This is a genomic window from Archangium sp. Cb G35 (assembly GCF_001896145.1).
Taxonomy (GTDB): domain Bacteria; phylum Myxococcota; class Myxococcia; order Myxococcales; family Myxococcaceae; genus Archangium; species Archangium violaceum.
The window spans coordinates 1-25,812 of sequence record NZ_MPOI01000022.1; the positions used below are offsets into that span (position 1 = coordinate 1).

The following is a 25,812-nucleotide window of genomic DNA, read 5'->3' on the forward strand; positions in this document are numbered from 1 at the left end:
GGGCGGGGTGGACCCCAAGCGCTACCTGCGAGAGGCCGCGCTGGCGGCCCTGCGCGGGGAAGCGATTCCCCTGCCCAACCAGCTCGCGCAGTCCGCTGCGGGCTGACTCGCCACGGCACTCATTCCCACCTGTCTTGAGCTGACCGGGCGCCGCGCTGGCTGTCGCACCGCGGTGAGCGCTCCCTCATGCCCCGCGCTCGTCGTCAAGCTCCTCGACCACGGGGCTCGGCGAGCATTTACGGTGCGCCGCGCTCGCCATGTCCCTCGCCACTACCGCCTCATTCTCCACCAGCCGATACGCCCCCTCCCTCTCGGCTCCCTCCTCCCATACCTGCGTCAGCTTGCCTGCTGGCCTCAGCGCCACATGCGCCGCCATCTCCACCAGCCGCTGCGTGCGCCTGTCATCCCCTATCTGCGCCCTACCGAACTCCTGCTGGGCCCATACCCGGGCTACTGCCGCCGTCACTTCCGTTTCCATTACTTCTCAAGTCATGGAATGCGGCGCCACATTCCTCCAGTTGGAGAAATGTGGCTAATGATCAGCTCCCAGAGGGAGAGGGGATGGAGGGTCCATTGCACACTCCAGGAGCCGGGGTTCACGCCGAGGGAGCGCGTCTGCCTGTGAAGGCCAGGAGCCAGGAGCTCCACCGGCGTGAGGCGAGAAGGAGCACCCCGCCCAGCGCCGCCATGCCCAGCGCCGCGCCCCACCATCCGGCGGGCGTCGTCCCGGGCTCCACCGTGAAGGAGTACTGACCGGGTTGCAGCCGCACCCCGAGCAGGCCCTGCTCGGAGAAGGTCTCCAGGGTCCGCTCGCCGTCCCCCGTGGCGCGATAGAAGTCATAGGCCACCACGGGCAGCACGAGCGGACCGCCCTGGGGCGCATCGACCCGCACACTCCACCGCGAACCGTCCCGCTCCGCCCCGAGCACCTGGATGCCCCCGCCAGGCACTGGTGAAGCGGACACACGCTCCACCCACTGCTCCACGGGGTGGAGGCGTGGCAGGTACTCGCCGTTCGGCGTGTACCCGCTGAAGCCATTGCGCCGCAGCGTCCACGAGTTGATCGCCGCGTCATCCCAATCCGACACCAGGCTGTTGGTGCGCTGGAAGGGCGGCGTGGACAGGGCGAGCACCACCGTCGCACCGGCGATGACGGCGCCCAGGCGGGGGCTGATGGGGGCGCGGGCCAGGAAGAGCCCGGCGGCGGCGAGAGAGAGGAACGCCGTCACGCCCAGCAGGCGCCAGGGGAACTGGATGGCGCTGAACGCCGTGGGCAGCACGCTCACGAAGGGCAGCGGGGCCACCATGAAGAGGAGACAGCCGGCCCACAGCACGGCCAGGCCCTTCGCGAGCACGCTCAGCCGCGCGTCTCCCACCGCCAGGCCGCGCCTCGCCACCACGGCATAGGCCCCGGCCGCCAGCGCGAGCACCACCCACTGGCCCGCCCCCAGGGAGAAACACATGCTGTCGAATTGGAAGGCGGAGATGCCGTTCCACCGGTTGGGGTGCTCGTCGAACCACTGCCACGGCTCGACGCGGTGGCCGTGGACGAAGTCGGGCAGGCTCCGCATCACCTCCGGCACGCCCGCCCACACGTCCACCAGGGCGAGCCGCGCGGGGAGGAAATGCCAGAGCGTCAGGGCCACGCCCAGGAGCCCTCCCGCGGCCACGCGCCCCACTTCTCGCCAGCCGAGCCGGAAGCCGGCGGCGCCCAGCCCGAGCGCGCACAAGGCGAGGAAGTACAGGCCCATCACCGCGTGGGTGAGCAGCAGCGCCGCCACCGAGAAGGGAAGGAGCCAGGACAACCGCTGGCGCGTCAGCGTCCACCACGCCCCGGTGAGCACGAGCGGGTACCAGACGAACGTCCAGGACTCCTCGAGCGCCCCGATGACGAACACGCTCACGAAGCGGTACGGCAGGGAGATGTAGAGGAGCGCTCCCATGAGGGCGAGCCACCTTCTGCCGGAGAGGGCCATGCCCATGCCGTACATGGCCCACGCGGAGAGCAGCACCGACAGCACGAACGACACGTTGACGCCCACCACCATGTCGCCGAGGGACAGGCCCAGGACGGCGGACAGCCAGTACGCGAGCGGTGGGTGGAAGAACGGGAAGGCCGAGCCTCCACCCGCCACGGCGTCCGGGAACACCCGGGGAGGGAAGTGCCCGGCGGCGAGCTCCACGGCGTATTGCTGAACGCGCAGATACAGCCAGAAGGTCTCCCAGCTCTGGAAGGCCAGGTCCGAGAGCACCTCGAAGAAGAGGTAGAGCACCACCAGGAGGATCAACGCGGCGGCGCCCCCATGCGCGGCGAGGACCCGCCAGCGCGTGTGCGGAGTGGGGGCCGCCGGAGGGGTCGTCGTCGGAATGCTCATCCAGCGTCCATCTTTTCAATGGAGCCGGGCCCGGGTCCAGCAGGCGGGCAAGCGCCCACGGTCCGTCCATCAGGACGCGTGGACCGACGGCCGCGGGGGCTCCACCGGAGGCGGCGGCCTGGGATCGATCTCCAGGGCGTCCACGTAGCACCAGCCCCAGTGCTCGCCGGGCTCGAGGGAGCGCATGAGCGGGTGCCCCGTGGCCTCGTAGTGCTTCATGGCGTGCCGGCCGAAGGACGCATCGCAACAGCCCACGTGGCCGCACGTCAGGCACATCCGCAGGTTGTGCCAGCGCAGGTGCAGCGCCAGGCAGGCCTCGCAGCCCGACGTCCGGGGCCGCGCGTCGTGGTGGATCTGCTCCAGGTGCGAACACGAGGTGGCCGTGCCCCGCCGCAGTCCTCCCATCGTCCCCAGCATGCGCCGCGGCCCGGAGACGGGGCCGTGCTCGGGGACGCCCTCGTGGCGCAGCCCGGCCAGCAGCGTGTTCATGGACTCCTCCGCCACGCCGCCCGCGTGCAGCACCCGCGTCACCGCCTCCAGGGCCGTCTCGAACTCGCCGGCCACGATGTCGTTCGCCCCTCGCTCGTGCAGGTCTCCGATGTCCCTCAGCCGGGGCACCTTCACCAGGATGGGCACGTCCGGGGACAGCCTCCGCGCCGCCGACACCGCCCGCTGCGAGCCCTCGGGGTCGCTGATGAGCAGCACCAGCGCCCGCGCCCGGTGGATGCCCGCGCGCTCCAATATCTCCGGGCTGGTGATGTCGCCGTAGTACATGACCTCGCCACGCCGCCGCGCCTCGGCCACCACGTGCGGGTCCAACTCGATGATCACATGGGGCAGGTTGCTGGCGCGCAGGGCCCGCACCACCATGCGTCCGGCGGTGCCCAGCCCCGCGACGATGAAGTGCGCGGAGAGCTCCTCGTGCTCGGGCTCCAGCCGGTGCGGCCCATGCGCGCCGAAGAGCACCTCCAGGGGCCGGAGGTGCGCCACGCCCGCCGCCAACCGGGGCGCGAAGCTCAGCGCCACCGGTGTCACCGCCATGGTGAGGACGCTCATGCACACGAAGAGGCTCCGCTCCTCCGCGCTGAGCAGCCCCACCTGGAGCCCCGCGTTGGCCAGCACGAAGGAGAACTCGCCAATCTGCGCCAGCCCCACGCCCGCCAGCACCGCCACCCGCGGGGGAAAGCGCATCACCAGGGCTCCCACTCCGGCGAGCACCGACTTGCCCACCACCACGCCCACCAGCAGCGCCGCCACCAGCAGCGGGTGCTCCACCACGACGCGCACGTCGAAGAGCATGCCGATGGAGATGAAGAAGAGGCTGGCGAACGTCTCGCGCAGCGGCAGCATGTCCGCCAGCGCCTGGTAGCCGTAGTCGCTGTCCGCCAGCGCCACCCCGGCCATGAAGGCCCCCAGCGCCAGCGACAGGCCCGCCAGCGACGACAGCCAGGCGACGCCCGCCCCCAGCCCCAGCACCGCCAGCAGGAAGAGCTCGCGCCGGCGCGTCCCCGCCACCGCCTTCAGCAGCGGCGGCACCACCACCCGTCCGAGCACCAGCGTGGCCACCACCAGCAGCGCCGCCCTGGCCAGCACCCAGGCGATGGACGCCACGCCCACCTCCCGCCCCGCCAGCAGCGGAATGGCGAGCATCATCGGCACCACGCACAAATCCTGGAAGATGAGCGCGCCGACGATGAGCCGTCCGTGGGGCGCGTCCGTCTCCTGCCGCTCACCGAGCGCCCGCAGCACGATGGCCGTGCTGGAGAGCGCCACCAAAAAGCCGAGGAAGACACCCTTGCGCGGCGAGAAGCCCAGCGCGGCGGCCACCGCCACCACGGCCAGCAGGGTGAGCACCACCTGGAGGCCGCCTCCCAGGGTGAGCACCTTCCACAGCCGTCTCAGCCGCTCGAGCGAGAATTCCAGCCCGATGCCGAAGAGCAGCAACGCCACACCGAGTTCGGCCAGGGCCTCCAGCCGCCAGGTGTCCCGCACCCAGCCGAGCCCTCCCGGGCCGATGAGCGCACCCGCGGCGATGAGGCCGGCGATGGTGGGCAGGCGCAACCGGCTGAGCGCCAGGACCACCACCACCGCCACCCCGAAGACGACCACCAGTTCCTGAAGCAGCTCGGGAGCCTGCATGGGACGCGCCTCCCCACGCCTCAGACTCCCGTAACGGCCTCAGCGCTGGAAGTCCACGCCCACGCCCACGCCCGCCGTGAAGCCGTGGCGCAGGTTGCCCTCGGCTTGCGGGAAGTGCTCCCGGCCCGCCGTGACGAGCCCGTACACCGCGGGCAGGAAGCGGTGACTCACCGCGACGGCCGCCGAGTAGCGCGGGTGCACGGTGAGGTCCGTGAGGATGACGCGCAGCTCGGCCACCGTCTTGCCGCCCGGCAGGTGCGCCTGGAGCACCGCATCCGCGTCCACCCGGCCCGTGCTCACGAAGTATTCCCCGGACGCGCTGGCCGTCAGCTCCAGGTCCTCCGGCCCGCCGAACGGAATCACCGAGGCCGCGAACTCGCCGTAGCCGGAGAACGTCCCCGGCAGCAACTCCTCGGCGAGCGGCTGCTCGCTCAGGCCCACGCCGGAGAAACGCGAGAACTCGTAGCCCGCGCCGAAGAAGCCGAAGCGGAAGCGGCCTCCCTGGCGCCGCGCCTCCAGCCGGCCGGTGAGATCCACCGTCTCGTTGGGCTGGCCGCGCACCACCATGCCGAAGGCCGCGCCGTAGTCCGGAATCGACTCGATGAGCGTATCGGCCCGCGCGCCCGCCGCCGCCTGCAGCCACAGCTGCACCTTCTCGTTCTTCACCACGCCCGCCTGGAAGCCGACGCTCGCCGCGGACAGTGCCGGCGTCGTGCCGCCTCCCTTGCCGAAGTCATGCGCCGCGTCCACCGACAGCAGGAAGCGATCGAAGGCCGTGTCCTGGTCGCTCAGCAGACGGCCCAGGTCCAACCGCACCTCGGCGGCGAAGAGGCGCATCGCCAGCACGTCGCTCGCGAAGAGCTCCACCCGCGCGGGCCCGAGGTACGCCACGAGGTTGCCGCCCGCCGGGTGGTAGTCCGGCGAAATGCGGTTGTGGTAGCGGTTCACCAGCCAGCCCGCGCCGAGCGAGTACGTGGAGAAGCCGCCCGCGCGCAGCTGCACGTGCCCATCGTCCCGGCCGATGCGCAGGTTCCTCAGGATCTGCCCGAAGTCGCTGCGCTCGTCCCAGTCCTGGCGCCGCAGCCGGCCGCCGTAGTCCTGCTCCAGCTGCTGGGGCTCTTGATCCAACACGCGCAGGCGCAGGGGCGCGCCCAGCTCGAATTCGAACTCATCGCCGCCCTTCACGCTCAGACGCGGGAAGACGACACCGAAGCCGTCCATCTGGTTGGCGCCCGTGCCCGAGGGCAGGGCCTGTCCGCCCGCCTCGAGGGCCGCTTGGAAATGAATGCCTTCTTCCGCGGGCGCGGGGGGATTTTCGACGAAGGCCTTGGGGGCCTGATGGAGCACGGAGGCAAGAACGAGGGCACCAATCATGGCGCGCCACTCTACCCCGCTTCACGCCCCGTGCCGGTGACAGCATGTCGAACATGCGGACGGCTCGCCCTCTCGGAATTCGAGCAGGCGAGCCGTTTGCCGTCATGTTGTGTGAATGGGCCCCGGCCCGCGTCCAGAGGGGGTTTGCCCCACCTTCCCCACTCCCCGACCCGCCCCGGCCCTCCCCTGGACGCGGGCCGCTGCCCGAACCCGCGATCAACCCACGAAGACGATCTGCTTGCCCGTCGCCTCGGTCATGGCCCGCGACGACACCAGCTTCACGGCGGCCGTCGTCTCGCCCGCCACATCGAAGGCCGCGGCGATCAAATCCCCCAGCGTCACCTGCACCTTGCGCACCGGCCGGCTCGCCTTCGCCTTCGCCACCGCACGCCCCGCCGTCCCCTTCACCCGACGCGCCACCTTCATCACCTGTCCACCACGCTGGGTCTTCGCCATGGATCGCCCTTCCCTCAAGTCTGGGTTGCCTGTCTCGTTGCCGACGCCCCACGCCGCCGCCCGACGTGAAACCCATAGAGCAACCCGCGTGCCTGCGCATAACCCCCTGGAAACACTGGGCTCCCACAAGGTGAGAGGGCCCCGAGCCCCCCATCCGGGACTGACATTTCTACAGAAGGGGGGGTGAAGCACCCCGGAACGAATGACCGGAACCGGGACCGGCGGAGCCACGGGCACCTCTTTCACGCGGTGCACACCGCCTCTATCGACAAGACGACGGGCGCGCGGCGCCGGGAGCACAACCCCCTGCCCTGGCCGCCTGGAATGGCGTCTACTCGGGGTCCCAGTCGTCTCGAGTCGTCTCTGACGCAGTCCTCCCCGGGAGCCAGCCAGCATGAACAACCGCGTCATCCCCCCCGAAATCCAGGTGTTGGGCCAGTCCATCATGGCAATGGTCGGAGGAATGGAGCTGCTCAAGTCCAGGGCGATGAAGATCCTGGCGGAGAACGGCATTCCGCAGCTGGAGCCGCAGGGGTGGTACCCCATGCGCAACGCGCTGACGGCCATTGGGAGCATCGAGCAGAAGATTGGCCCGGTGACGATGCGGGCGGTGGGCCGGAAGGTGCCGGAGCACGCGAAGTTCCCGCCGGAGATCCGCACCCTGGAGGAGGCGCTGGGCGCGCTGAACGTGGCCTACCAGATGAACCACCGGGGCCAGCAGAACGGCAACATCGGCGGCTACCGCTTCGAGACGGCGCCACACGGGGGCCGGATGATTTGCGACAACCCCTACCCGTGCAACTTCGACCACGGAATCATCGAGGCGCTGTGCGAGCGCTTCCGGCCGAAGGACGCGATGTGGGTGCGCGTGGAGCACGCGCCGCTGGGGTGCCGCCAGAAGGGCGGCATGGACTGCACCTACCTCATCAGCTGGTGAGGGGGACTACTTCGCGGGCACGTTGAGGACGAGGACGAGATCTCCTCCCACGTGCTTGCCGGCGCGCTGGTAGACGGCGCCCTGGCGGCCCAGCTGCACTTCCACGGCGGACTGATTGGGAACGGTGACGCGCAGGGTGGCGGAGCCGTCCTTCATTCCCAGCAGCAGGAACGAGGCGTTGACGCCGTTGGGAAGCTTCACCTCGGTGGGCTCCTTGCCGCCCACCTCGATGGACTGCTGGGACATGCGCTTGAAGGAGGTGTAGCTGAAGTTCTGACGCTGGAACGTCTCCTTCATCTTCTGCAGCTCGGGAGGATTCACCTCGTCGCCCTTGTTGGAGACGAGCACCACCTCGACCTCCACCTTGAGCTTCAGCTCCTGGGCGAGTGCGGCCCCAGGCAGGAGGAACAGCCCCAGCAGGGCCAGCACCCCCAGCACTCCCGGCATGCGCGTCGTCGTCCTCATAGCTCTCCTCCCTTGGGTGGCACTGTCTTGGCCGGGCCCTTCTTCAGCGGCTCGCCGTCCAGCTCGTCGCTCTCGTCCGGCGGGGTGCCGGCCTTGGGCCTGGATTCCGAGCCATCGTGCGCCGGAGCCGCGTCCTGGTCCACCACCCAGATGATGGTGTTGCCATCATCGGACTCGAGCACCACCGGGGCCACCTTGGCGCCCTCGGTGGCCCGGACGGCGCTCACCCGCATGCGGTCCGCGCCGTAGCCCATGGGGGCGTCGTTCTGGTTCATCACCATGGGAATCACCACCAGGGCGAGCGCCGCGGCGGTGGCCAGGGAGGAGACCATGGCGGTGCGGTGGTAGAGGAACATCTCGGACAGCGAGATGCGCAGCCGCTCCAGGAGCGGAGGACGCTCGGGCGTCACCCGGGCCATGACGCGCTGGGTGAAGTCCTTGAAGTCCACCTCGTCCACGGCCATCTCCAGGCCCACCCGGAGCAGGGCGGACTCGGCACGCAGGTCGGCGGCGCGGCTGGCGCAGTCGCGGCAAGCGCCCAGGTGGCGCTCGACGTTGATGCGGTCAGTGGGGGACAGCTCCCCGTCGATATAGGGGGACAGCAAGGGGACGAAGCGCTCGCACGCGGGATTTCCGGCCATGTTCCTCACCCAGCGTAATGGGGGACGTGCGGGTTGGACGGGGGTGGCCCACCGATATTCCAGCCCCTTTCACTCACTGCCCACTCCGCTCTTGGCCTCGTCCAACTCCAGGTATTCACTGAGGATTTTCTGTACCTTGGTCCGGGCATGGAAGAGGCGGCTCATCACCGTGCCCTTGGGAATGTCGAGGGTGCGGGAGAGATCCTCGTAGGACATGCCCTCGATTTCTCGCAAAAGGAGGATGGCGCGGTGCTTCTCGGGAACGGCGGCGAGGGCCTCCTGGATTTTCTCGGCCAGCTCCCGGCGCAGGGCGCTCTTCTGGGGGTTGGTGCCCAGACGGCTGCCCAGGGCGCCGATGCGGGCCTCGGAGAGATCATTGACGACGGACTCGTCGAACTCCTCGGTTTCGCCGCCGGAGGCGCCTTTGCGGCGCATCACGTCGATGCAGATGTTGACGGTGATGCGATAGAGCCAGGTGTAGAAGGAGGAGTCGCCCTTGAAGTGGTCGAGGTACTTGTAGACCTTGACGAACGCCTCCTGGGAGACGTCCATCGCCTCTTCCTTGTCCTTCAGCATGCCCAGCGCGACGGCGTAGACCTTGCGTTGGTAACGCTCGACGAGGAGCTTGAAGGCGCGCTGGTCTCCATCGCGGACGCGCTTGACGAGAGTGAGATCGTCGGTAGCCAAGGGTGCGCCACCCTACCATGAGCACTCCACGCCCCAAGCAATACTGCGAGGGGCGGCCGTTCACCGGTGGGCGGCCATCCCAGCGGACGAGCACGGCCGTGGACACGAGGCGCGCGCTTTCGCGGACACCACGAAACCGAGAATCGCCAGCCTTCGTTCCCCGGCCTGGCCTCAGGTGTAGACGTCTACACCTGGGGTGTGGGTTTCTAGATCACATCAAGGTTCGTGAAGGCGATCGAGTGCGGGGAGTAAGAAGCCCGGGACATGCGCGCCTACGCCTATCTCGCCATCGCCATCCTGGCCGAGGTCATCGCCACCTCGTCCCTCAAGGCCACCGCGGAGTTCACCCGCCCCGGGCCCAGCCTCCTCGTCATCGCGGGTTATGCCACCGCCTTCTACTGCCTGACGCTGTCGCTCCGGAGCATCCCCGTCGGCATCGCCTATGCCATCTGGTCGGGGCTGGGCATCGTCCTCGTCGCCGCCGCCAGCTACGTGCTCTACAAACAGAAGCTGGATGCCCCGGCCCTCATCGGCATGGCCATGATTCTCGGTGGCTGCCTCGTCATCAACCTGCTCTCCAAGAGCTCCGCCCACTGAGCTTCACGGGCGGGCCAGCAGCCAAGGCCCCCTGGCTACTCCGTTTCCCGCTCCGCCTTCACGGCGGACGTCATTCCGTTGGCATCCAGGGTCACGCTGAAGACGGACACCTGGCCGTCTCCATCCAGGTCCCCACGCGCGTAGCAGGTGACTTCCGCCTCGCCCAGGGGCGTCTCCTGCACCACCACCTGGTACTGGTAGTGGACGCGCTCGCCAGGGCTGAAGCCGATCTTCTTCAGGTTCTCGTCCGGCTCGAAGGGCAACGCCCTGGCACCGCGCGGCACCTCCCGGGGTACCGGTCCCCCCTGCAGGAACACACCGTGCTCGTCACGATAGGACTGCACGTCGCCACACAGGCGCAGCACGTTGACGCGCGCCTCGTTGGCGAGGGACGGGTCCCCCACGCCCCCTCCACCGCCGAGGGATCTGAAGACGAAGACCGCCGCGCCGGCCCCCACCAGGACGCCCATCACCGCCATCACCAGCACCAGGCTCTTCCGAGGGGCTCGGCGCGGCTCGCCAGGAACGGAGCTCTCCATGATGGACACTCCTCCTACCGAGAACCTGCCCAGTCACGCGGGTTCCGGAGCACCTCCACCAGCCGTGCCTCCTCGGTGCCGGGCTCCGGGTGGTAGTCGTAGCGCCAACGCACCTGCGGCGGCAGCGACATGAGGATGGACTCGGTGCGCCCCTTCGTCTCCAGGCCGAAGGTCGTGCCCCGGTCCCACACGAGGTTGAACTCCACGTAGCGCCCACGCCGCACCTCCTGCCAGAAGCGCTGCGCTTCCGTGTACGGCAGGTCCTTGCGCCGCTCGGCGATGGGCAGGTACGCGGGCAGGAAGGCCCGGCCGGCGTCACGCACCAGCTCGAACTCGCGCTCCAGGTTCCCGCCGAGGTTCTCGAAGAAGATGCCGCCCACGCCCCGCGACTCCTCGCGGTGACGCAGGTAGAAGTACTTGTCGCACGTCTCCTTGAAGCGCGGGTAGTACGCGGGGTCGTGCCGGTCACACGCCTCCTTGTGCACCCGGTGGAAGTGCACCGCGTCCTCGTCATGGAGGTAGTACGGCGTCAGGTCCGCCCCACCGCCGAACCACGCCTTCCCGCCCTGGTGGATGAAACGGTAGTTGGCGTGCACGGTGGGCACATGCGGATTGCGCGGATGGAGCACCAGCGAGATGCCCGCGGCCCAGAAGGTGCGGCCCTCGCCCTGCAGCTTCTTCGCGAAGGCCTCCTCCAGCTCGCCGAACACCACCGAGGTGCTCACCCCGCCCTTCTCCAGCACCGCCCCGTCCTCCAGCACGCGGCTGCGCCCGCCACCACCGCCCGGCCGCTGCCAGGGGTCCTCACGGAACCGCGCCTGCCCATCGAGCTGCTCCAGCGCGCCGCAGATGCCGTCCTGCAGCCCGTGGATGAACTCCACCATCCGCTCCTTCAACGTCTCCACGTCCACCGTCATGGGTTCTCCTGGGTCGCCACCGGCGCCTCGAATTGCAGGTTGGGCACCGCGGGCGCGGTATTACCCGCCGCGTCGAAGACCTCCAACTTCGCGCGATAACTCTTCCCGTCCTCCAGGGCGAAGGCCCCGCCGCAGGCCTGGTGGCCCACCAGCGCCACGCCATGTTGCAGCGAGGTGAAGTAGTGCTGGGGCGCCATGTCCTGGCCCTGGCGCCAGAGCGTCACCACCACATACAAGGGACTGTCCTCGCGCAGGGACATGCGCAGCTTGACGAAGCGCTCGGTGCCCTCACGGGTGCGGCGGAACAGGCCCTCGCTGACGGCGGGGCGCTCGACCCAGCGCGGGCGCGCCACGTCCTGGCCCCGGCCGCTGTGCCACTCGGGCAGCGTGGAGCCGCCCCCGTTGAGCACCTTCGCCCCGGGCAGCACGTCATCCAGGCGCAACGTATAGACATGGCCCGGCTTGAGTGGGCCCGAGGGCCGCAGGACGACGGTGGAGCGCCCGAACGTGCTGCTCCAACCGCGCTGGACACGCACCTCCACCTCGTGGCCGTCCGCCTGCAGCCGCAGGACGCGGCCCGGGAGCTCGGCCACTCGCGAGCTGAAGGAACCCAGGCCCTCCAGCAGGAAACGGCTATTGGTGGGAACCACCGCGCCGGGAATGGGGAACACCTGCACACCATCCGACGGACAGTCGGCGTGTGCGGCCGGAGCGGCCAGCATCAGGACGAGGAGCAGGACGACGGAGCGCACGAGGCCTCCGAGTCTGCGCCGGCCCGGGGCCGGAGGCCAGCATCCCGACGCGAAGTCCGGAGGACTCCGTCCGCCAGGACGCCCGGGCCATGACGCGGCCCGCCGTGGAGGGCCGGCTCGACGAGCCCGGGACACACGTGGCCCACCAGAACGTCACCGGGTCTTCGCTTGGCAGCGGCCCCTTCCCACCCGTGTCCCCAGGGTGGGAGCACCCTTCAGTGACGGCCCTCCTCGGAGAGGACGATGGGGCCGAAACGATCCTCGTACTTGGAGACCCCGTCCTGGAGGACGGCCAGCAGACGCTTGAGGTGCTTGGGATTGAGGATGACGCGCGAGCGCACCTTGGCGCGGGGCTGGTGCGGCTGGACGTAGATGAAGTCCAGGGTGAACTCCGTCTCCGTCTGATTGACGAGCGCCATGTTCACGTACTGACCATTGGCCACATCGTCGTCGATTTGAACCTGAAGGGAGACATCGGGGGGCTTGGGGGTGTCCGACATGGGAGGGGGGCATACCGCCAGAAGCGCGCGGTGACTAGACTGAGTCATGGTGCGAGCACAGCGGATGGACCCGGAGAAGACGGCGCCGTTCGAGCTGGGGCGGGGAGAAGACGCCTGCCTCCTGCTGCACGGCTTCACGGGAAGCCCCTGGGAGATGCGCCCGTTGGGCGAGGCCCTGGCCGCACGAGGCCTGTACGTGCGAGCCCCCCAGCTGCCGGGCCATGGCTCCACCCCCGAGGCCCTGTTGAGCGTGAGCCATCGGGATTGGGAGCAGGCCGCGGCGCAGGCGCTGCTGTCGCTGCGTGGCTACCGGCGCATCTTCGTCGCGGGTCTGTCCATGGGGGCGCTGCTGGCGCTGCGGCTCGCGGCGGACTTCCCGGAGCAGGTGCACGGGCTGGCGCTCGTGGCTCCGGCGCTGCGCTTCAAGGGCCCCCTCATGTGGCTGCTCAAGCGGCTGCGGCGCCACGGACTGCTGGAGCGGGTGAAACCGTGGGTCTTCAAGACGGGCACGGACGTGTCGGACCCGGCGGTGCTGGCCGAGGCGCCCATCCTCCCCGCGTTCCCCTCGGCGCGGCTGAGGGACTTGTGGGAGTTGCAGGACATCGCGATGAGCGTCCTGCACCGGGTGCGCTGCTCCACGCTGGTGGCGGTGGCCGAGCAGGACCACGTGGTGGACCCCACGTGCGGCCCGGTGCTGGTCCGCGGCCTCACCGCCTCGCCCCAGGTGCGCTTCATCTCGCTGAGCACCGGCTTCCACATCATCCCCCGGGACAGGGGCGGGCCGCTGCTCGCCTCGGAGGTGGGGAGCTTCTTCCACAGGCTCCGGGAGGCTACGCCCGCGCGCCCAGTGGCAGCGACACCGTGAAGGTGGAACCCTCGCCCAGGCGGCTCTCCACGGAGATGTCTCCCCCGTGGGCCTGGACGATCTCCCGCGCGATGTAGAGCCCCAGCCCCAGCCCACTGGCCTCACTGGCGCTGATGGCCCGCTCGAAGCGCTCGAAGATGCGCGCGCGGTCCTCCTCGCGCAGCCCGACGCCCTGGTCCTTCACGGACAGGGACACCCGCGTCCCATCGGCCGCCACCTCGACGCGCACCGGCTTGCCCGCACCGTATTTGAGCGCATTGGTCAGCAGGTTGATGAGCACCTGCTCCAGCCGGCTCCGGTCCCAGAACCCCACCACGTGGGCTCCTGGGGCGACGTCGAGCCGCACGCCCATGTGCGTGAACTCTCCCGAGACGCGGTCCACCACGTCGTCGACGAGCTCACGCAAGTCCATGTGCTCCCGCTCGAGCGTCATCTTGTGCGCGTGGATGCGCGAGACGTCGAGCAGGTCGGACACCAGCCGTGACAGCCGGCGCAGCTGCCGGTCCGTGCGATCGATGATGCTGGTCACCTTCTCGCGCGAGAGGGACGCCCCGTCTCCCCGGGCCAGGGTGCGCGTGAGGGACTGGACCTGGAGCTTGAGCGACGTCAGCGGCGTGTTGAGCTCGTGGCTGGCCACCGAGAGGAACTCGTCACGGGCCTGGACGGCCCGCTCCAGCTTGCGCTCGGCGCCGCGGAAGCGCTGGAGCTGTTGAATCATCCAGTCCACGCGCTGCTCGGTGGAGCCCTGGCCCAGCACCATGGCGGGCGTCTCGTAGTAGAGGTTGGGGCACACCTGGTTGCCGAGGATGGCGACCGGATGGGTGCGCAGCACGTCGCGGATCATGTCCGCGCTGAAGCGCTTGCGGTTGTACTGGCAGATGGCCGAGGCCCGGCTGCCGGGGAAGAAGTTGTTCAGGAGGGCTTCGTACTCGATGAGCTGGTGACACCCACACCCCTCGCCCAGGGCCCACGTCATTTCGCCTGTCACCCGGAAGCCCGTGCGGCCCGCGGCGGCCGCCTCCTGCACGGTCTTCTCCAGGAAGGAGATCATCCCCCGCGGCTCGAAGCTGCCGGAGGCCAGATAGGCCTCGCGCTTGGTGGCGAAGACGAACTGGCCCGAGCGCACCGCGGCATCGATGTCCACCCCACGGGCGATGAAGGCCTGCCGGACCTCATCGAGGGCACGGTCGTCGATGACGTACAGGCACGCCTCGTTACGCGCCAGGCCCTCGGCCATGTACGGAATCACCGCGCCCCACTGCTCCTCGGGGTTCTCGTAGACGAGGCACAGGTGGTCACCCTGGCCCATGCGCTGAAGCTCCCGCTGAATCTCCATCCGCTCTGGTTTCCCTTCGATTGCCCTGCTGCACGAGGAGCAGGTGTGGGTCGTTCGAGGACATAGGAGACAAACCCTGGACGCAGGGCATTCCAGCCTGACCGGCACACGGCCACGGCACCACGAAGATGCCTTCCCGCCTGCTCAGCAGCGGAGCATGCATCTGGCTGCGGCGAAAGCCCTTTCGGGCCTCCATGCCCTACGTCCGACGAAGCAACCGCGACAGGAGCAATCCCTCGAGGTCCCTTCTTCCATCCAGGACCGCCAGCACCAGGACGCGGTCCGTCCCCACGCGGTAGATGATGCGCCAGGGGCGGACGATGAGCTCGCGGTAGAGCCGGATGTTGCGTTGAGCCAGTTCTGGAACCACCCGTCCCCGAAGGGGCATGGATTCCAGCCGTTTCGCGGCCTGCTCCAGCCGCCCCAGGACGGCGAGGGCCGCTCCCGAGTCTTCTTGCTCGATGTAGTCGAGCAACTCATCGAGATCGATGCGGGCGACTTCCGCCCAGTCGACCGCGAAGCGCCGCCCCATGCCTACTTCTCCCGGGCGAGCCGCCGCCGAGCACGCGCGAAAACTTCCGGCTGAGGTGTCGTACGTCCCGCCTGCACATCCGCCTCGCCCTGGGAGGCGAGCTGGAGAAGCAGCGAGGCATCACGGAGGGCCTCGTAGGTGGCCACATCCAGGACGACCGCCTGGGCCTCTCCATTCTGCGTGATGACGACGGGCCTGCGCGATCGCTTCACCTCCCGCAGCAGTTCCGCGGCACGGGTCTTCATGTAGGTCACCGGCTTGATGTCCTCGGTCAGCTTCATGCGCCCGCCTCCAGTTCCGGGAACAGTACCAACTCCCGCCTCGGACCGCACGGCATCCCCCAGGCCGGGCGGGCTGACGAGGACCTGTTTTCACTCAGAACGTGCGTGAACCCCGCGCATCCGTTAGGGACTTCCCCCGCATGTCCCCCGCCCAGCCCGTTGTCGAGCTCCACGACGTCTCCAAGTCCTACGCCGAGGGCGATGCCGTCCGCGAGGTGCTCGCCAACGTGCGAATCACCCTCCACGCGGGCGAGTTCATCGTGCTGCTCGGCCGCAGCGGCTCGGGTAAATCCACGCTTCTCAATCTCATCAGCGGCATCGATCTGCCCTCGCGGGGCACGGTGCGCGTCGATGGCCGGGAGCTCGTCACCCTGAGCGAGCACGAGCGCACCCTGCTGCGACGCGAGCGCATCGGCTTCATCTTCCAGGCCTTCAACCTGCTGCCCACCCTCACCGTGGAGGAGAACATCCTCCTGCCCCTGGAGCTCACCGGCCGCGACGGCCTCGGCTCACGCAACCGCGTGCGCGAGCTGCTCGACACCGTGGGGCTCGGCAACCGGGCCGCGAGCTTCCCCGACCGGCTCTCCGGTGGCGAGCAGCAGCGGGTGGCCGTGGCCCGCGCGCTCGCCCATACCCCTCCCCTGCTCCTCGCCGATGAGCCCACCGGCAACCTCGATGAGCAGACGGGACGCAAGGTGTTGGACCTGCTCGAGGGCCTCACACGCCGCGAGAAGGCCTGCGCGCTCATCGTCACCCACGACCCCGGCCTCGTCGCACGCGCGGACCGGGTGCTGTCGTTGGAAGCGGGCCGGCTCGTCGAGCGGGAGGCCCGCGCGTGAAACAGCGTCTCCTGGTCCGCTCCAGCCTGCGTCACCTGGGCAGCCACCCGTGGCTCACCGCCCTGTCCCTGCTCGGCATCGCGCTCGGCGTGGCGGTGGTGGTGTCCATCGACCTCGCCAACGCGAGCGCCATGCGCGCCTTCGAGCGCTCCACGGATACGGTGGCGGGCCGTGCCACCCACCAGCTCGTCGGTGGGCCCTCGGGGCTGCCCGAATCCGTGTACCGCGCCCTGCGTCTCCAGCCCGGCGCCCCCGTCTCCGCTCCGGTGGTGGAAGGCTACGTGCGCGCGAGGAGCGGAGATCAGCGCATCCTCACCATCCTGGGAGTAGACCCCTTCGCCGAGGCGCCCTTCCGCTCCTTCGTTCCCCGAGGCGGTGGCAAGGTGGACATGGGCGCCTTCCTCACCGAGCCCGGTGCCGCCCTCATGACCGAGCGCACGGCCCGGGCGCTGAACGTGAAGGCCGGAGACCCGCTCCGGGTGGCCGTGGAGGGCGTTGTGAAGCAGTTGCGCGTGGTGGCGCTGCTCCACTCCGGGGACGAGAACCGCGCCCAGGCGATGGAGGGCCTCGTTCTCACCGACGTCTCCACGGCGCAGGAGGTGCTCGGACAGATGGGGCACCTCTCGCGCATCGACCTGAAGCTGCCGGAAGGCGAGGCCGGTGAGGCCCGGTTGGCGAGCCTGCGCCCATTGCTGCCCGAGGGCGTCGAGGTGGTCCGGCCCCACGCCCGGGGCAACGCGGTGGAGCAGATGACGCGAGCGTTCCGCACCAACCTCACCGCCCTGTCGCTGCTGGCGCTCGTGGTGGGGACGTTCCTCATCTACAACACGATGACCTTCTCGGTGGTGCAGCGGCGCGAGCAGCTCGGCCGGCTGCGCGCGGTGGGCATCACCCGGCGCGAGCTCTTCGCCCTGGTGCTCGGCGAGGCGGCGGTCCTGGGCGTGGTGGGCACGGTGGCGGGACTGCTGCTGGGCATCGTGCTCGGGCGCGGGTTGATGGAACTCGTCACCCGGACGCTCAACGACCTGTACCTCGTGGTGAGCGTGCGAAGCCTCTCGCTGGAGTCCTTCACGCTGGTGAAGGGCGTGCTGCTGGGACTGGGCGCGACGCTGGCCGCCGCGATGCTGCCCGCGTGGGAGGCTGCGCGCTCGGCGCCCGCGGTGACGTTGCGCCGCTCCACGCTGGAGGACGTGTCGCGCAACCGGGCGCCCCGGCTCGCGCTGCTGGGACTGGTCATCCTCGCGCTGGGCGTGGGGCTGCTGTCCCTGCCCACGCCCGAGCTGCTGCCGGCCTACGCGGGCCTCTTCTCGGTGCTGCTCGGCGCGTCGCTGCTGGTGCCCTGGTTGACGGCGAAGCTGGCGGGACTGGCGGCGGGTCCACTGGGGCGTCCCTTCGGACTGCTCGGGCGCATGGCGGCGCGAGGCGTGACGTCGAACCTCAGCCGCACCGCCGTGGCGCTGGCGGCGCTGATGGTGGCGGTGGCCACCACGGTGGGCGTGGGCCTCATGGTGACGAGCTTCCGCGGAACGGTGGCGGACTGGCTGGAGTCCTCGCTGGAGGCGGACGTCTATGTTTCCCCGCCCGCGCTCGTCACCCGGCGGGGTGGCGCCACCTTCGCGCCGGGGCTCGCCGAGCAGGTGCGCGCCACGCCCGGAGTGGCCAGCAGCAGCACCATCCGCACGGTGCAGGTGCGCGTGGACGGGGTGCCCACGGACGTGCGCGCGGTGGACTTCGGTGCCACCCCGGTGCGTCCCTACCGCTTCAAGGAGGGAGACCCGGCGCGCGTGTGGAAGGAGCTGGAGGCACCGGACGCCGTCCTCGTCTCCGAGCCCTTCGCCTTCCACCGCAGGCTGGGCGTGGGCGGCACGGTGGAGCTGGCCACGGACCAGGGTCCGCGCCGCTTCCGTGTGGTGGGCGTGTACTTCGACTACGGCTCGGACACGGGCACGGTGCTGATGCTCCGGAGCACGTACCTGCTCCACTTCCAGGACGCACGCGTGAGTGGCGTGGCCCTCTACGCCGAGCCCGGCCAGGACGTGGACGCACTCGTGGCCCGGGTGCGCGAGCGCGCCGGCACCGTACAGGCGCTCGGCATCCAGTCCAACCGTGCGCTGCGCCAGCTGTCCCTGGAGGTGTTCGACCGCACCTTCACCATCACCCACGTGCTGCGGCTGCTCGCGGTGGGCGTGGCCTTCATCGGCGTGTTGAGCGCGCTCATGGCGCTGCAACTGGAGCGGGCGCGCGAGCTGGCGGTGCTGCGCGCCACCGGCCTCACCCCGCGCCAGCTCTGGGGCCTCGTGTCCCTCCAGACGGGGCTGCTGGGCCTGCTCGCGGGACTCTTCTCGCTGCCGCTCGGCGTGGCGCTCGCGTACGTGCTCGTCCACGTCATCAACCAGCGCTCCTTCGGGTGGACGCTGCAACTGCTCGTCTCCGGGGACGTGCTCACCCAGGCGATGATGCTGGCCCTGGCGGCGGCGGCGCTCGCCGGCCTGTACCCGTCCTGGAAGATGTCGCGCGCCAACCCCGCCCTGGCGCTGAGGGAGGAGTGAGGCGATGCGCGGACGCGGACTCATCATTGGTGTGATGGTGGTACTCGTGGGGCTCGCGGCCGGCGCGGCCTACGTCACGCGCGACACGTCGCCGCCCCTGGAGAACGCCCCGACGATGAAGGTGTCGGAGGCGCTCGGCGGGGCCAGCGGCGCGGAGGGCTACACGCAAGCGCTCGAGCCCCGGGAGTTCCACTTCCCCGAGGACCATGGCCCCCACCCCGGCTTCCACACCGAGTGGTGGTATTGGACAGGCAACCTCACCACGGCGGACGGGCACGAGTTCGGCTACCAGTTCACCCTCTTCCGCAGCGCCCTGGCCCCCGGGGAGGCGGAGCGCGCGTCCGCGTGGGGCACCCGGCACGTCCACATGGGGCACCTCGCGCTCTCGGACATCAGCGGCGGGCGCTTCCACGCCACCGAGCGCTTCAGCCGCGAGGCGATGGACCTGGCGGGTGCGCGGACAACGCCCCTCCGCGTCTGGCTCGAGGACTGGAACGCGGAGGCCATCGGAGACGGCGCTCTGCCCCTGCGGCTCACCGCCCGGAGCGCGGACGTGTCGCTGTCACTGGAGCTGGAGGCTGGCAAGCCGCCGGTGCTCCAGGGGGACCGGGGCCTCAGCCGGAAGGGGCCGCAGAAGGGCAATGCCTCCTATTATTACTCGCTCACCCGCATGCCCACGCGCGGACAGGTAACGGTGGACGGCCGCGCGTACGAGGTGACGGGGCAGAGCTGGATGGACCGCGAGTGGGGCACCAGCGCGCTCGGCCAGGAGCTGGTGGGCTGGGACTGGTTCGCGCTCCAGCTCTCGGATGGCGGCGAGCTCATGTACTACCAACTGCGCCGGCACGACGGCACGGCGGACGCATTCAGCGCGGGCACGCTCGTCCCCGCCGAGGGAGCACCGGTGCACCTGTCGCGCGAGGACATCCGGTTGGAGGTGGCGGACACCTGGACGAGCCCCCACAGTGGCGTGGCGTACCCGGCGCGCTGGAAGCTCTCGGTACCGTCGAGAGGTCTGACACTGGACATCACGCCCGCGCTCGCGGACCAGGAGTTGCCGGTGAGTGTTCGCTACTGGGAAGGCGCGGTGCGCTTCTCGGGCACCCACGCGGGCCAGCCGGTCCAGGGACGTGGGTATGTCGAGTTGACGGGTTATGGCGACACTCCCGTACGAGGGCGTTGAGCGAGGACCGGCGTGTAGAATCGCGTCCAACGGGGGGTAGCACCATGTCGCAGCCTCACGAGTGGAGCTTCGGGACACACCGGGCCTGGTTCGAACCGCCCGACGTGCTGTGGATGGAGATTCACGGAGAGACGTCGCTGGAGGACGCCATCACCATCCTCGAGGTCTACCGCGAGGTAGGCAGCCAGCAGCGCTTCTTCCTGGTGACGGACCTCACGGACGCCACCACCGTGGACCTGAAGGCCCGGGACCACGTCTCCTGGAACTTCCACGCGGACTGGTTCCACAGCGCCACCTACATCGGAGCGGGACTGATGCAGCGGGCGGTGGCCACCAGCATGAGCTTCTTCCACTCCCTCACGGGTCAGCAGACGCGGCCGCAGCACTTCGTTCCAACAGAGAACGATGCACGCGCACTCATCGCCGAGGAACGCTCCCTGCTAGACAAATACAGCGGGTCCGCACGTGCCACCGCTCGCCCTCTCCACCCTGACGGGTAGGATGCCGCGCAACCGTTCTCGGGGGAGACATGACCATCCAGCGCGAGTGGAAGTTCGGGACGCACACCGCCCATTTCGAGCAGCCGGACATCCTGTGGGTGAAGATCCACGGAGAGACCACGCTGCAGGACGCCATCGCGTTGTCGGAACTCTACGGAGAGCTGGGTAACAAACACCCCTATTTCGTGGTGACGGACCTCACGGACGCCACCTCCGTCGAGACGGAGGCCCGGGAGCACGTTTCCAAGAGCATCAACCCCGGCTGGTTCCTCGGCTCCGTCTACATTGGCGCGGGCTTCGTGCAGAAGGCGGTGGCCAAGAGCCTGGCCTTCGTGCACGCCATGACGGGCAAGCTCACCTTCGACATGCACTTCGTCGCCACGGAGCCGGAGGCCCGCGAGCTCATCGCCCGCGAGCGCGCCCAGCTCAGCACGCGCGTGGCCTAGAAGACGGCCATCTGCTCGGCCGGCTCGTCACGCGCCTCCAGCGGGCGCGTGTTGTAGGCCAGTGCCTCCTCCAGGCGCGCGGGCTTCTCGGCGCGCGGAGTCGTCATCAGCCGGATGAAGGCCTCGTGGTCCAACCGCAAGCGCGGGTTGGTGAGGCGCTCGTGGGCGATGGTGCTGAACGTCCGGCCGCCATAGTCGTGCGCGGGGAAGACGAGCGTGTCCTCGGGCAGCGACAACAACCGCTGGAGGCTGAGGTACTCGGCCTCGGCATCGCCCGTGGGCAGGTCCGTCCGGCCCGTGGCGCCGATGAGCAGCGTGTCCCCGGTCAGTACCCGGTCCTCCATCACCAGCACCAGCGCGTCCGAGGTGTGCCCCGGGCTGTCCCAGACGGTGAGGTGCACGTCGCCCACCGCGAGCACCTCGCCATCGCGCAGCAATCGCCGCACCGAGCCCTCCGGAGCTCCCGCGTGCACCGCGCCCGTCATCCGGGACAGCTCGCGTCCTCCGGACAGGTGGTCCGCGTGCGTATGGGTGTCCACCACCATCATCAGCCGGAGCTGGTCCTTCGCCAGCCGCTGCATGTAGCCGGGCACCAGCTCCAGCACCGGGTCCACGATGAGCGCCTGACGCGTTCGCGGGCTGGCGATGAGGTACGTGCGGCAGCTCGCCCCGCCGTTCAGCTCCTCGAAGATGAAGCCCTTCATCCACTCCCTCCCTCTCCCGGGTGGCCCACCCCCACCGGGACAGGGACAAGGTAGGCACTGCCCGCCCATCGCACGGCCGGTCGGACCTCCGCGGGCCCGGAGACGCCGTCTGGTGGACAGGGGTTGTCCGGAAGGGTGCTTTCGTCCGAAGGGCGAGCAGGCGGGCAGCCAGGCCCCGGCCCGTCCGCGGGCTGTCCCCGGCCACCACGGCCCCCAGCTTGAAGGACACCGCACCACGGGAATGGACCCGTGGGCGATTCCACACAGGAGCGACAGCATGGCCCTCGCCAAGAAGGCACTCGGCGCCTGGATTCTCGCGAAGTTCTTTCAGCGGCCCCGCGTTCCCTGGTACCGGCGCAACACCCTCGCCCGGCGCCCCGCCGCGAACTTCCTCCTCGGCCTGACCCCGTTGGGCCGCTTCAGCCTCGGGGGGCTCGCGTTGCTCAGCGCGCGCCGCCTCATGGCCCGCCGGCAGATTCCCGCCTGACGCAGGCTCAGCGGGTCACGGGGGCGGCCATGGCCAGGTGCGCGTGGAGCGTGTCGGTACGCACGTAGAGGAACTGCGCGTCGCCAAAGGACAGGCCGTCCCCATCCACCAACTGCTGCTCCTGTTCCCCCAGGGCGATGGCGTTGACGAAGGTGCCGTTCATCGAGCCCGCGTCGCGCACGAAACAGTTGCCGTCCGCCGCGCTCCAGCGCACGAGCGCGTGGAACTTGGAGACGGACGGGTCATGGATGACCAGGGAGCTCGTCTCCAGCCGGCCCACGGCGAACACCTCGCCATCCGTCTTCGGCTTGAGGAAGAGGACCTGCAGGTGCTCGAAGCCCTGCAGCATCGCCATCAACCGGTCCGCCAGGCGCGAGCGGTGGGCCATGAACACCGTGCGCGCCCCGCCCATCTGCTGGGCCACCCGCTGGAAGACGGGCGCGGGAGGCTGCTGGATGAGCGCCACCGGTCCGTGCACGGACTGGAACGTCCTCACATCCACCTGGGGCAGCGCCCGTAATTCCTTCACCGAAGGCATGGCGCGCAGGCTAGGCGCCCACGCCGCGCGTGCCAAGAGCCCAGGCTCGGGTATGTTGCGCCCGCACACCACCCAGGCAGCCTCAGGAGGCTTCATCCATGGCGAAGGCGAAGTACGTGCTGGCAGTGGACCAGGGCACCACCGGGACGCACGTCTCCATCCTCGACGACAAGCTGCGCGTGGTCGGGAGCTCGTACCGCGAGTTCACCCAGTACTTCCCCAAGCCCGGCTGGGTGGAGCACGACCTGGAGGAAATCTGGTCCAGTGTCGAGCAGTGCATCCGTCTGGCGCTGAAGGACGCGGGGCTGGCGGGCAAGGACCTCTCCGCGGTGGGCATCACCAACCAGCGCGAGACGTCCGGCCTGTGGCTGCGCGACGGGGGCAAGCCCCTGAGCCATGCGATCGTCTGGCAGGACCGGCGCACCTCGGAGCACTGCGCGAAGCTGCGTGAGCAGGGCGAGGAGTCCCGGGTGCGGCAGACGACGGGCCTGGTGTTGGACCCGTACTTCTCGGGCACGAAGCTGACGTGGATGCTGGAGCACGTGAAGGGGGCCCGCAAGCGTGCCGAGAAGGGGGATGCGTGCTTCGGCACCGTGGACACGTGGCTCGTCTACAAGATGACGGGGGGCCAGTCGCACGTCACGGACGTGTCCAACGCCAGCCGCACGCTGCTGATGGACGTGAACCGGCTCGAGTGGGACGAGGGCATGCGGACGCTCTTCGGCGTGCCGGCGGCGTGCCTGCCGGGGATTCGCGGCTCGGCGGAGAGCTACGGCACCACGCGGGGCATGAAGAGCCTGCCGGATGGCATCCCCATCAGCGGCATGGCGGGAGACCAGCAGGCGGCGCTCTTCGGGCAGGCGTGCTTCAACCCGGGCGAGTCCAAGTGCACCTACGGCACCGGGGCCTTCCTGCTGATGAACACGGGCGAGACGCCGGTGGCGTCGAAGGCGGGGCTGCTCACCACGGTGGCGTGGAAGATCAACGGCAAGACGGCGTACGCGCTGGAGGGCAGCTCGTTCATCGCCGGGGCCGCGGTGCAGTGGCTGCGGGATGGGCTGAAGGTCATCAAGAAGGCGGTGGACGTGGAGCCGCTGGCGGCCAGCGTGAAGGAGAGCGGGGACGTGGTGTTCGTCCCGGCGCTGGCGGGCCTGGGAGCGCCGCACTGGAGGCCGGAGGCGCGCGGCCTTTTCGCGGGCATCGACCGCTCCACCACGGTGGCGCACCTGGCGCGCGCGGCGCTCGAGGGCGTGGCGATGCAGATCCACGACCTGGCCGAGGCGATGCGGCGTGACAGCGGGCGGGAGATTCCGTCCTTCAAGGTGGACGGAGGGGCGTCGGCCAACAACCTGATGATGCAGTTCCAGGCGGACATGCTGGGGACGGAGGTGGTGCGTCCCCAGAACCTGCAGACGACGAGCCTGGGGGCGGCCTTCCTGGCGGGCCTGGGAGCGGGCGTGTGGAGCGGCCCGGACGCCATCCGCCGCGCCTGGAAGGTGGGCAAGGTCTTCAAGCCGAAGATGAAGCCCGAGGTGCGTGAACGGTACCTGACCAAGTGGCGGCGCGCGGTGGAGCGTGCCTGAGACAGCGGCCCCCGGTTGCGATAGAGGAGATGAGCGATGGCCTATGACCGCACGCAGTTGACCCCCGAGGCGCTGAAGCAGTTCCTCACGGAGCACCCCGAGTGGAAGCACGAGGGTGGGATGATCCGCCGCACGTACGAGGCGCCGAGCTTCCTGGCGGGCATCGAGTTCGTGAGCCGGGTGGCGAAGGCCGCCGAGGCGGCGGACCACCACCCGGACATCGACATCCGTTGGCGCAAGGTGACGCTGGCGCTGGTGACGCACGACGCGGGAGGGCTGACGTGGCGTGACACGAAGCTGGCGGCCGAGGCGGACACGCACTTCACCCAGGTCGTGAAGCAGGGCTGATGAGGGCAGCACTCATTGTCGCCGGGGTGCTGCTGGCGGGACCGGTGGCACGGGCACAGGAAGAGGTGCCCGAGGCCACCCGGCCGGAGCGGCTGTACCTGAACTCGGGCGTGCTGATGGGCTCGTCGCGGGTGGTGGGGCTGGGCGGGGCGTACGTGGGCATCGCCGAGGGCGTGGCGGGCTTCACGCACAACCAGGCGGCGCTGGCGCACCGCGCGCCGGGGCTGGACCGGGACTGGGACGTGGGCTTCACGCTGTCCTGGATGAACCTGCCGCTGGCGAAGGTGAAAGGCGAGGACCTGGACAACGACGGCCTGGCGGACGACGCGCCGGAGACGTTGCAACTCCAGGGCGCGGTGATGCTGCAGTACCGCAACTTCGGGCTGGGCTTCTCGCTGCGCAACTACCAGGTGGCCTACTGCAACACGGTGCTCTGCGACTCGAGCGACCGCATCCGCGTGTCGCTGGTGCAGTCCTCGCTGGCGGGAGCGGTGGCGCTGGGGCGGGACGACTTCATCATCGGCTTCGGCATCTACAGCGCACAGGCGGTCTTCAGTCACAAGCCGGAGGGCGACTGGCGTTACGGAGACACGGGGCTGGCGCTGGACATGCTGTACCGGCCGCATGGCCGCTCGTACCGGGTGGGGGTGTCGGTGAGACCGGAGGTGGTGGGCGCGTGGAGGCGGGGTGAGGGACAGGTGCCCTTCCTGGCGGGCCGGCAGTTGTACTCGGCGGTGGTGTCACCGGCGGTGATGTCAGTGGGAGCGAGCTGGAGACTGGGAGAGGGCGCCCAGCGTTACAACCAGCTCTCGCCCGCGGCGCGCCGGCAGATGCTGGAGGGAGACCATTTCTCGGAGGTACCGGCCGAGAATGGAGCACAAGGGCCGGCGGGCCGATGGCTCATCAGCGCGCAGGCGGACTTCATCTCGCCAGCGGAGAACGCGGTGCCGGTGCGCTCGTTCACGGTGCTCTCGGCGCCGGAGAGGGTGGGCGTGTCGGGGATGCTGCAACCGAGGGTGGGAGTGGAACACGAAACCTGGCCGGGCCGGCTCCGAACGAGACTGGGAGCCTTCATCGAGCCCTCACCGTTCAAGGACCACCTGCCAAGGGCCCACGTGACGGGGGGCTTCGAGCTCTTCCTGTTCCGGTACCTGGACGACTGGGCGCTGACGGCGTCGTTCGACGTCTCGAGACGCTACTCGGACTTCGGAATCTCAGTGGGTTTCTGGAGATGAACACCCC

Annotated in this window: 29 protein-coding genes; 12 read left to right on the forward strand and 17 right to left on the reverse strand. The window is 69.6% G+C overall.

Features of this window, described 5'->3' with window-relative positions:
• Window positions 1-184 precede the first annotated feature (184 nt).
• The 5 genes from BO221_RS47725 to BO221_RS47745 form a co-directional block, all read right to left on the reverse strand.
• Window positions 185-478, reverse strand: coding sequence for a transposase DNA-binding-containing protein (locus tag BO221_RS47725; RefSeq protein WP_073567620.1), 294 nt, complete (start codon window positions 476-478; stop codon window positions 185-187).
• Window positions 479-596: 118 nt separating this feature from the next.
• Complete coding sequence (locus BO221_RS47730) at window positions 597-2,375, reverse strand: hypothetical protein (protein ID WP_073567621.1); 1,779 nt, start codon at window positions 2,373-2,375, stop codon at window positions 597-599.
• Window positions 2,376-2,444: 69 nt separating this feature from the next.
• Entirely contained in the window at window positions 2,445-4,514 is a 2,070-nt protein-coding gene (locus tag BO221_RS47735) for a cation:proton antiporter (protein ID WP_073567622.1), read from the reverse strand.
• 39 nt (window positions 4,515-4,553) lie between these two features.
• Complete coding sequence (locus BO221_RS47740; RefSeq protein ID WP_073567623.1) at window positions 4,554-5,888, reverse strand: hypothetical protein; 1,335 nt, start codon at window positions 5,886-5,888, stop codon at window positions 4,554-4,556.
• Window positions 5,889-6,104: 216 nt separating this feature from the next.
• Window positions 6,105-6,344: a hypothetical protein gene (locus tag BO221_RS47745; protein ID WP_073567624.1), complete on the reverse strand. Its 240-nt coding sequence runs from the start codon at window positions 6,342-6,344 to the stop codon at window positions 6,105-6,107.
• 394 nt (window positions 6,345-6,738) lie between these two features.
• Here BO221_RS47745 and BO221_RS47750 point away from each other — a divergent pair, with 394 nt between their 5' ends.
• Window positions 6,739-7,281, forward strand: coding sequence for a hypothetical protein (locus BO221_RS47750; RefSeq protein ID WP_073567625.1), 543 nt, complete (start codon window positions 6,739-6,741; stop codon window positions 7,279-7,281).
• 6 nt (window positions 7,282-7,287) lie between these two features.
• On the opposite strand, the gene BO221_RS47755 is transcribed toward BO221_RS47750, so the two are convergent.
• The 3 genes from BO221_RS47755 to BO221_RS47765 form a co-directional block, all read right to left on the reverse strand.
• The gene (locus BO221_RS47755; RefSeq protein WP_073567626.1) at window positions 7,288-7,746 is read right to left on the reverse strand and encodes a hypothetical protein; all 459 of its coding nucleotides are present in this window, start codon (window positions 7,744-7,746) and stop codon (window positions 7,288-7,290) included.
• Window positions 7,743-8,387, reverse strand: a complete 645-nt coding sequence (locus BO221_RS47760; protein ID WP_073567627.1) for an anti-sigma factor — start codon at window positions 8,385-8,387, stop codon at window positions 7,743-7,745. Before BO221_RS47760 ends, BO221_RS47755 begins: the two co-directional genes overlap by 4 nt.
• 69 nt (window positions 8,388-8,456) lie before the next feature.
• Entirely contained in the window at window positions 8,457-9,074 is a 618-nt protein-coding gene (locus BO221_RS47765; protein ID WP_073567628.1) for an RNA polymerase sigma factor, read from the reverse strand.
• A 264-nt stretch (window positions 9,075-9,338) separates the two neighbouring features.
• Here BO221_RS47765 and BO221_RS47770 point away from each other — a divergent pair, with 264 nt between their 5' ends.
• A complete protein-coding gene (locus BO221_RS47770; RefSeq protein ID WP_043412745.1) occupies window positions 9,339-9,671 on the forward strand; it encodes a multidrug efflux SMR transporter in 333 nt (110 codons plus the stop codon).
• Window positions 9,672-9,706: 35 nt separating this feature from the next.
• Here BO221_RS47770 and BO221_RS47775 read toward each other — a convergent pair whose 3' ends face one another.
• The 4 genes from BO221_RS47775 to BO221_RS47790 all read right to left on the reverse strand — a co-directional run bounded on the left by BO221_RS47775 (window position 9,707) and on the right by BO221_RS47790 (window position 12,379).
• Window positions 9,707-10,210 (reverse strand): hypothetical protein, encoded by a 504-nt coding sequence (locus BO221_RS47775; protein WP_073567629.1) that lies wholly within the window; start codon window positions 10,208-10,210, stop codon window positions 9,707-9,709.
• A 14-nt stretch (window positions 10,211-10,224) separates the two neighbouring features.
• Window positions 10,225-11,127 carry an oxygen-dependent coproporphyrinogen oxidase gene (gene hemF, locus BO221_RS47780; RefSeq protein WP_073567630.1) on the reverse strand — a complete coding sequence of 301 codons (903 nt, stop codon included), beginning with the start codon at window positions 11,125-11,127 and terminating at the stop codon, window positions 10,225-10,227.
• On the reverse strand, window positions 11,124-11,879 hold the full coding sequence (locus BO221_RS47785; protein WP_233166590.1) for a hypothetical protein: 756 nt from the start codon (window positions 11,877-11,879) through the stop codon (window positions 11,124-11,126). Before BO221_RS47785 ends, hemF begins: the two co-directional genes overlap by 4 nt.
• Before the next feature lie 215 nt (window positions 11,880-12,094).
• Entirely contained in the window at window positions 12,095-12,379 is a 285-nt protein-coding gene (locus BO221_RS47790; RefSeq protein ID WP_073567631.1) for a DUF3467 domain-containing protein, read from the reverse strand.
• Between the two features lie 64 nt (window positions 12,380-12,443).
• Here BO221_RS47790 and BO221_RS47795 point away from each other — a divergent pair, with 64 nt between their 5' ends.
• Window positions 12,444-13,244 carry a carboxylesterase gene (locus tag BO221_RS47795; protein WP_073567632.1) on the forward strand — a complete coding sequence of 267 codons (801 nt, stop codon included), beginning with the start codon at window positions 12,444-12,446 and terminating at the stop codon, window positions 13,242-13,244.
• On the opposite strand, the gene BO221_RS47800 is transcribed toward BO221_RS47795, so the two are convergent.
• From BO221_RS47800 to BO221_RS47810, 3 genes are all read right to left on the reverse strand, one after another.
• Complete coding sequence (locus BO221_RS47800) at window positions 13,210-14,580, reverse strand: MEDS domain-containing protein (protein ID WP_073567633.1); 1,371 nt, start codon at window positions 14,578-14,580, stop codon at window positions 13,210-13,212. The two genes, BO221_RS47795 and BO221_RS47800, sit on opposite strands and share 35 nt — an antisense overlap.
• A 199-nt stretch (window positions 14,581-14,779) precedes the next feature.
• Entirely contained in the window at window positions 14,780-15,112 is a 333-nt protein-coding gene (locus tag BO221_RS47805) for a type II toxin-antitoxin system RelE/ParE family toxin (protein ID WP_073567634.1), read from the reverse strand.
• Between the two features lie 2 nt (window positions 15,113-15,114).
• Entirely contained in the window at window positions 15,115-15,393 is a 279-nt protein-coding gene (locus tag BO221_RS47810; protein ID WP_073567635.1) for a type II toxin-antitoxin system Phd/YefM family antitoxin, read from the reverse strand.
• A 140-nt stretch (window positions 15,394-15,533) separates the two neighbouring features.
• On the opposite strand from BO221_RS47810, the gene BO221_RS47815 reads away from it, so the two are divergent.
• From BO221_RS47815 to BO221_RS47835, 5 genes are read left to right on the forward strand one after another with little or no spacing between them, the layout of a single operon-like run.
• Window positions 15,534-16,232 carry an ABC transporter ATP-binding protein gene (locus BO221_RS47815; RefSeq protein WP_073567636.1) on the forward strand — a complete coding sequence of 233 codons (699 nt, stop codon included), beginning with the start codon at window positions 15,534-15,536 and terminating at the stop codon, window positions 16,230-16,232.
• On the forward strand, window positions 16,229-18,781 hold the full coding sequence (locus BO221_RS47820) for an FtsX-like permease family protein (RefSeq protein ID WP_073567637.1): 2,553 nt from the start codon (window positions 16,229-16,231) through the stop codon (window positions 18,779-18,781). The genes BO221_RS47815 and BO221_RS47820 overlap by 4 nt, the downstream gene beginning before the upstream one ends.
• 4 nt (window positions 18,782-18,785) lie before the next feature.
• Entirely contained in the window at window positions 18,786-19,964 is a 1,179-nt protein-coding gene (locus BO221_RS47825) for a lipocalin-like domain-containing protein (RefSeq protein WP_073567638.1), read from the forward strand.
• Window positions 19,965-20,008: 44 nt separating this feature from the next.
• The gene (locus BO221_RS47830) at window positions 20,009-20,464 is read left to right on the forward strand and encodes a hypothetical protein (RefSeq protein ID WP_073567639.1); all 456 of its coding nucleotides are present in this window, start codon (window positions 20,009-20,011) and stop codon (window positions 20,462-20,464) included.
• Between the two features lie 29 nt (window positions 20,465-20,493).
• Window positions 20,494-20,910 (forward strand): hypothetical protein, encoded by a 417-nt coding sequence (locus tag BO221_RS47835; protein WP_073567640.1) that lies wholly within the window; start codon window positions 20,494-20,496, stop codon window positions 20,908-20,910.
• Here the strand turns inward: BO221_RS47835 and BO221_RS47840 are convergent.
• On the reverse strand, window positions 20,907-21,614 hold the full coding sequence (locus BO221_RS47840; RefSeq protein WP_073567641.1) for an MBL fold metallo-hydrolase: 708 nt from the start codon (window positions 21,612-21,614) through the stop codon (window positions 20,907-20,909). The two genes, BO221_RS47835 and BO221_RS47840, sit on opposite strands and share 4 nt — an antisense overlap.
• A 277-nt stretch (window positions 21,615-21,891) precedes the next feature.
• Here BO221_RS47840 and BO221_RS47845 point away from each other — a divergent pair, with 277 nt between their 5' ends.
• Entirely contained in the window at window positions 21,892-22,101 is a 210-nt protein-coding gene (locus BO221_RS47845; protein WP_073567642.1) for a hypothetical protein, read from the forward strand.
• Window positions 22,102-22,108: 7 nt separating this feature from the next.
• On the opposite strand, the gene BO221_RS47850 is transcribed toward BO221_RS47845, so the two are convergent.
• Entirely contained in the window at window positions 22,109-22,639 is a 531-nt protein-coding gene (locus BO221_RS47850) for an FHA domain-containing protein (protein WP_073567643.1), read from the reverse strand.
• Window positions 22,640-22,737: 98 nt separating this feature from the next.
• Between BO221_RS47850 and glpK the strand changes: the two genes are divergently transcribed.
• Genes glpK through BO221_RS47865 form a run of 3 tightly spaced genes read left to right on the forward strand, consistent with a single transcriptional unit; the run spans window position 22,738 to window position 25,805 of the window.
• Entirely contained in the window at window positions 22,738-24,222 is a 1,485-nt protein-coding gene (gene glpK, locus BO221_RS47855; RefSeq protein ID WP_073567644.1) for a glycerol kinase GlpK, read from the forward strand.
• 36 nt (window positions 24,223-24,258) lie between these two features.
• Window positions 24,259-24,570 carry a 4a-hydroxytetrahydrobiopterin dehydratase gene (locus BO221_RS47860; RefSeq protein ID WP_073567645.1) on the forward strand — a complete coding sequence of 104 codons (312 nt, stop codon included), beginning with the start codon at window positions 24,259-24,261 and terminating at the stop codon, window positions 24,568-24,570.
• Window positions 24,570-25,805: a hypothetical protein gene (locus BO221_RS47865; protein WP_073567646.1), complete on the forward strand. Its 1,236-nt coding sequence runs from the start codon at window positions 24,570-24,572 to the stop codon at window positions 25,803-25,805. Before BO221_RS47860 ends, BO221_RS47865 begins: the two co-directional genes overlap by 1 nt.
• Window positions 25,806-25,812 lie beyond the last annotated feature (7 nt).

Bases quoted from the DNA above. Each gene is read 5' to 3' on its own strand.
- BO221_RS47840 (WP_073567641.1), bottom strand. From the start codon at position 21,614: ATGAAGGGCTTCATCTTCGAGGAGCTGAACGGCGGGGCGAGCTGCCGC.
- glpK (WP_073567644.1), top strand. From the start codon at position 22,738: ATGGCGAAGGCGAAGTACGTGCTGGCAGTGGACCAGGGCACCACCGGG.
- BO221_RS47865 (WP_073567646.1), top strand. From the start codon at position 24,570: ATGAGGGCAGCACTCATTGTCGCCGGGGTGCTGCTGGCGGGACCGGTG.
- BO221_RS47775 (WP_073567629.1), bottom strand. From the start codon at position 10,210: ATGGAGAGCTCCGTTCCTGGCGAGCCGCGCCGAGCCCCTCGGAAGAGC.
- BO221_RS47830 (WP_073567639.1), top strand. From the start codon at position 20,009: ATGTCGCAGCCTCACGAGTGGAGCTTCGGGACACACCGGGCCTGGTTC.
- BO221_RS47810 (WP_073567635.1), bottom strand. From the start codon at position 15,393: ATGAAGCTGACCGAGGACATCAAGCCGGTGACCTACATGAAGACCCGT.
- BO221_RS47750 (WP_073567625.1), top strand. From the start codon at position 6,739: ATGAACAACCGCGTCATCCCCCCCGAAATCCAGGTGTTGGGCCAGTCC.
- hemF (WP_073567630.1), bottom strand. From the start codon at position 11,127: ATGACGGTGGACGTGGAGACGTTGAAGGAGCGGATGGTGGAGTTCATC.
- BO221_RS47845 (WP_073567642.1), top strand. From the start codon at position 21,892: ATGGCCCTCGCCAAGAAGGCACTCGGCGCCTGGATTCTCGCGAAGTTC.
- BO221_RS47825 (WP_073567638.1), top strand. From the start codon at position 18,786: ATGCGCGGACGCGGACTCATCATTGGTGTGATGGTGGTACTCGTGGGG.
- BO221_RS47735 (WP_073567622.1), bottom strand. From the start codon at position 4,514: ATGCAGGCTCCCGAGCTGCTTCAGGAACTGGTGGTCGTCTTCGGGGTG.
- BO221_RS47835 (WP_073567640.1), top strand. From the start codon at position 20,494: ATGACCATCCAGCGCGAGTGGAAGTTCGGGACGCACACCGCCCATTTC.
- BO221_RS47760 (WP_073567627.1), bottom strand. From the start codon at position 8,387: ATGGCCGGAAATCCCGCGTGCGAGCGCTTCGTCCCCTTGCTGTCCCCC.
- BO221_RS47730 (WP_073567621.1), bottom strand. From the start codon at position 2,375: ATGAGCATTCCGACGACGACCCCTCCGGCGGCCCCCACTCCGCACACG.
- BO221_RS47740 (WP_073567623.1), bottom strand. From the start codon at position 5,888: ATGATTGGTGCCCTCGTTCTTGCCTCCGTGCTCCATCAGGCCCCCAAG.
- BO221_RS47745 (WP_073567624.1), bottom strand. From the start codon at position 6,344: ATGGCGAAGACCCAGCGTGGTGGACAGGTGATGAAGGTGGCGCGTCGG.
- BO221_RS47860 (WP_073567645.1), top strand. From the start codon at position 24,259: ATGGCCTATGACCGCACGCAGTTGACCCCCGAGGCGCTGAAGCAGTTC.
- BO221_RS47770 (WP_043412745.1), top strand. From the start codon at position 9,339: ATGCGCGCCTACGCCTATCTCGCCATCGCCATCCTGGCCGAGGTCATC.
- BO221_RS47725 (WP_073567620.1), bottom strand. From the start codon at position 478: ATGGAAACGGAAGTGACGGCGGCAGTAGCCCGGGTATGGGCCCAGCAG.
- BO221_RS47805 (WP_073567634.1), bottom strand. From the start codon at position 15,112: ATGGGGCGGCGCTTCGCGGTCGACTGGGCGGAAGTCGCCCGCATCGAT.
- BO221_RS47795 (WP_073567632.1), top strand. From the start codon at position 12,444: ATGGACCCGGAGAAGACGGCGCCGTTCGAGCTGGGGCGGGGAGAAGAC.
- BO221_RS47850 (WP_073567643.1), bottom strand. From the start codon at position 22,639: ATGCCTTCGGTGAAGGAATTACGGGCGCTGCCCCAGGTGGATGTGAGG.
- BO221_RS47815 (WP_073567636.1), top strand. From the start codon at position 15,534: ATGTCCCCCGCCCAGCCCGTTGTCGAGCTCCACGACGTCTCCAAGTCC.
- BO221_RS47755 (WP_073567626.1), bottom strand. From the start codon at position 7,746: ATGAGGACGACGACGCGCATGCCGGGAGTGCTGGGGGTGCTGGCCCTG.
- BO221_RS47790 (WP_073567631.1), bottom strand. From the start codon at position 12,379: ATGTCGGACACCCCCAAGCCCCCCGATGTCTCCCTTCAGGTTCAAATC.
- BO221_RS47800 (WP_073567633.1), bottom strand. From the start codon at position 14,580: ATGGAGATTCAGCGGGAGCTTCAGCGCATGGGCCAGGGTGACCACCTG.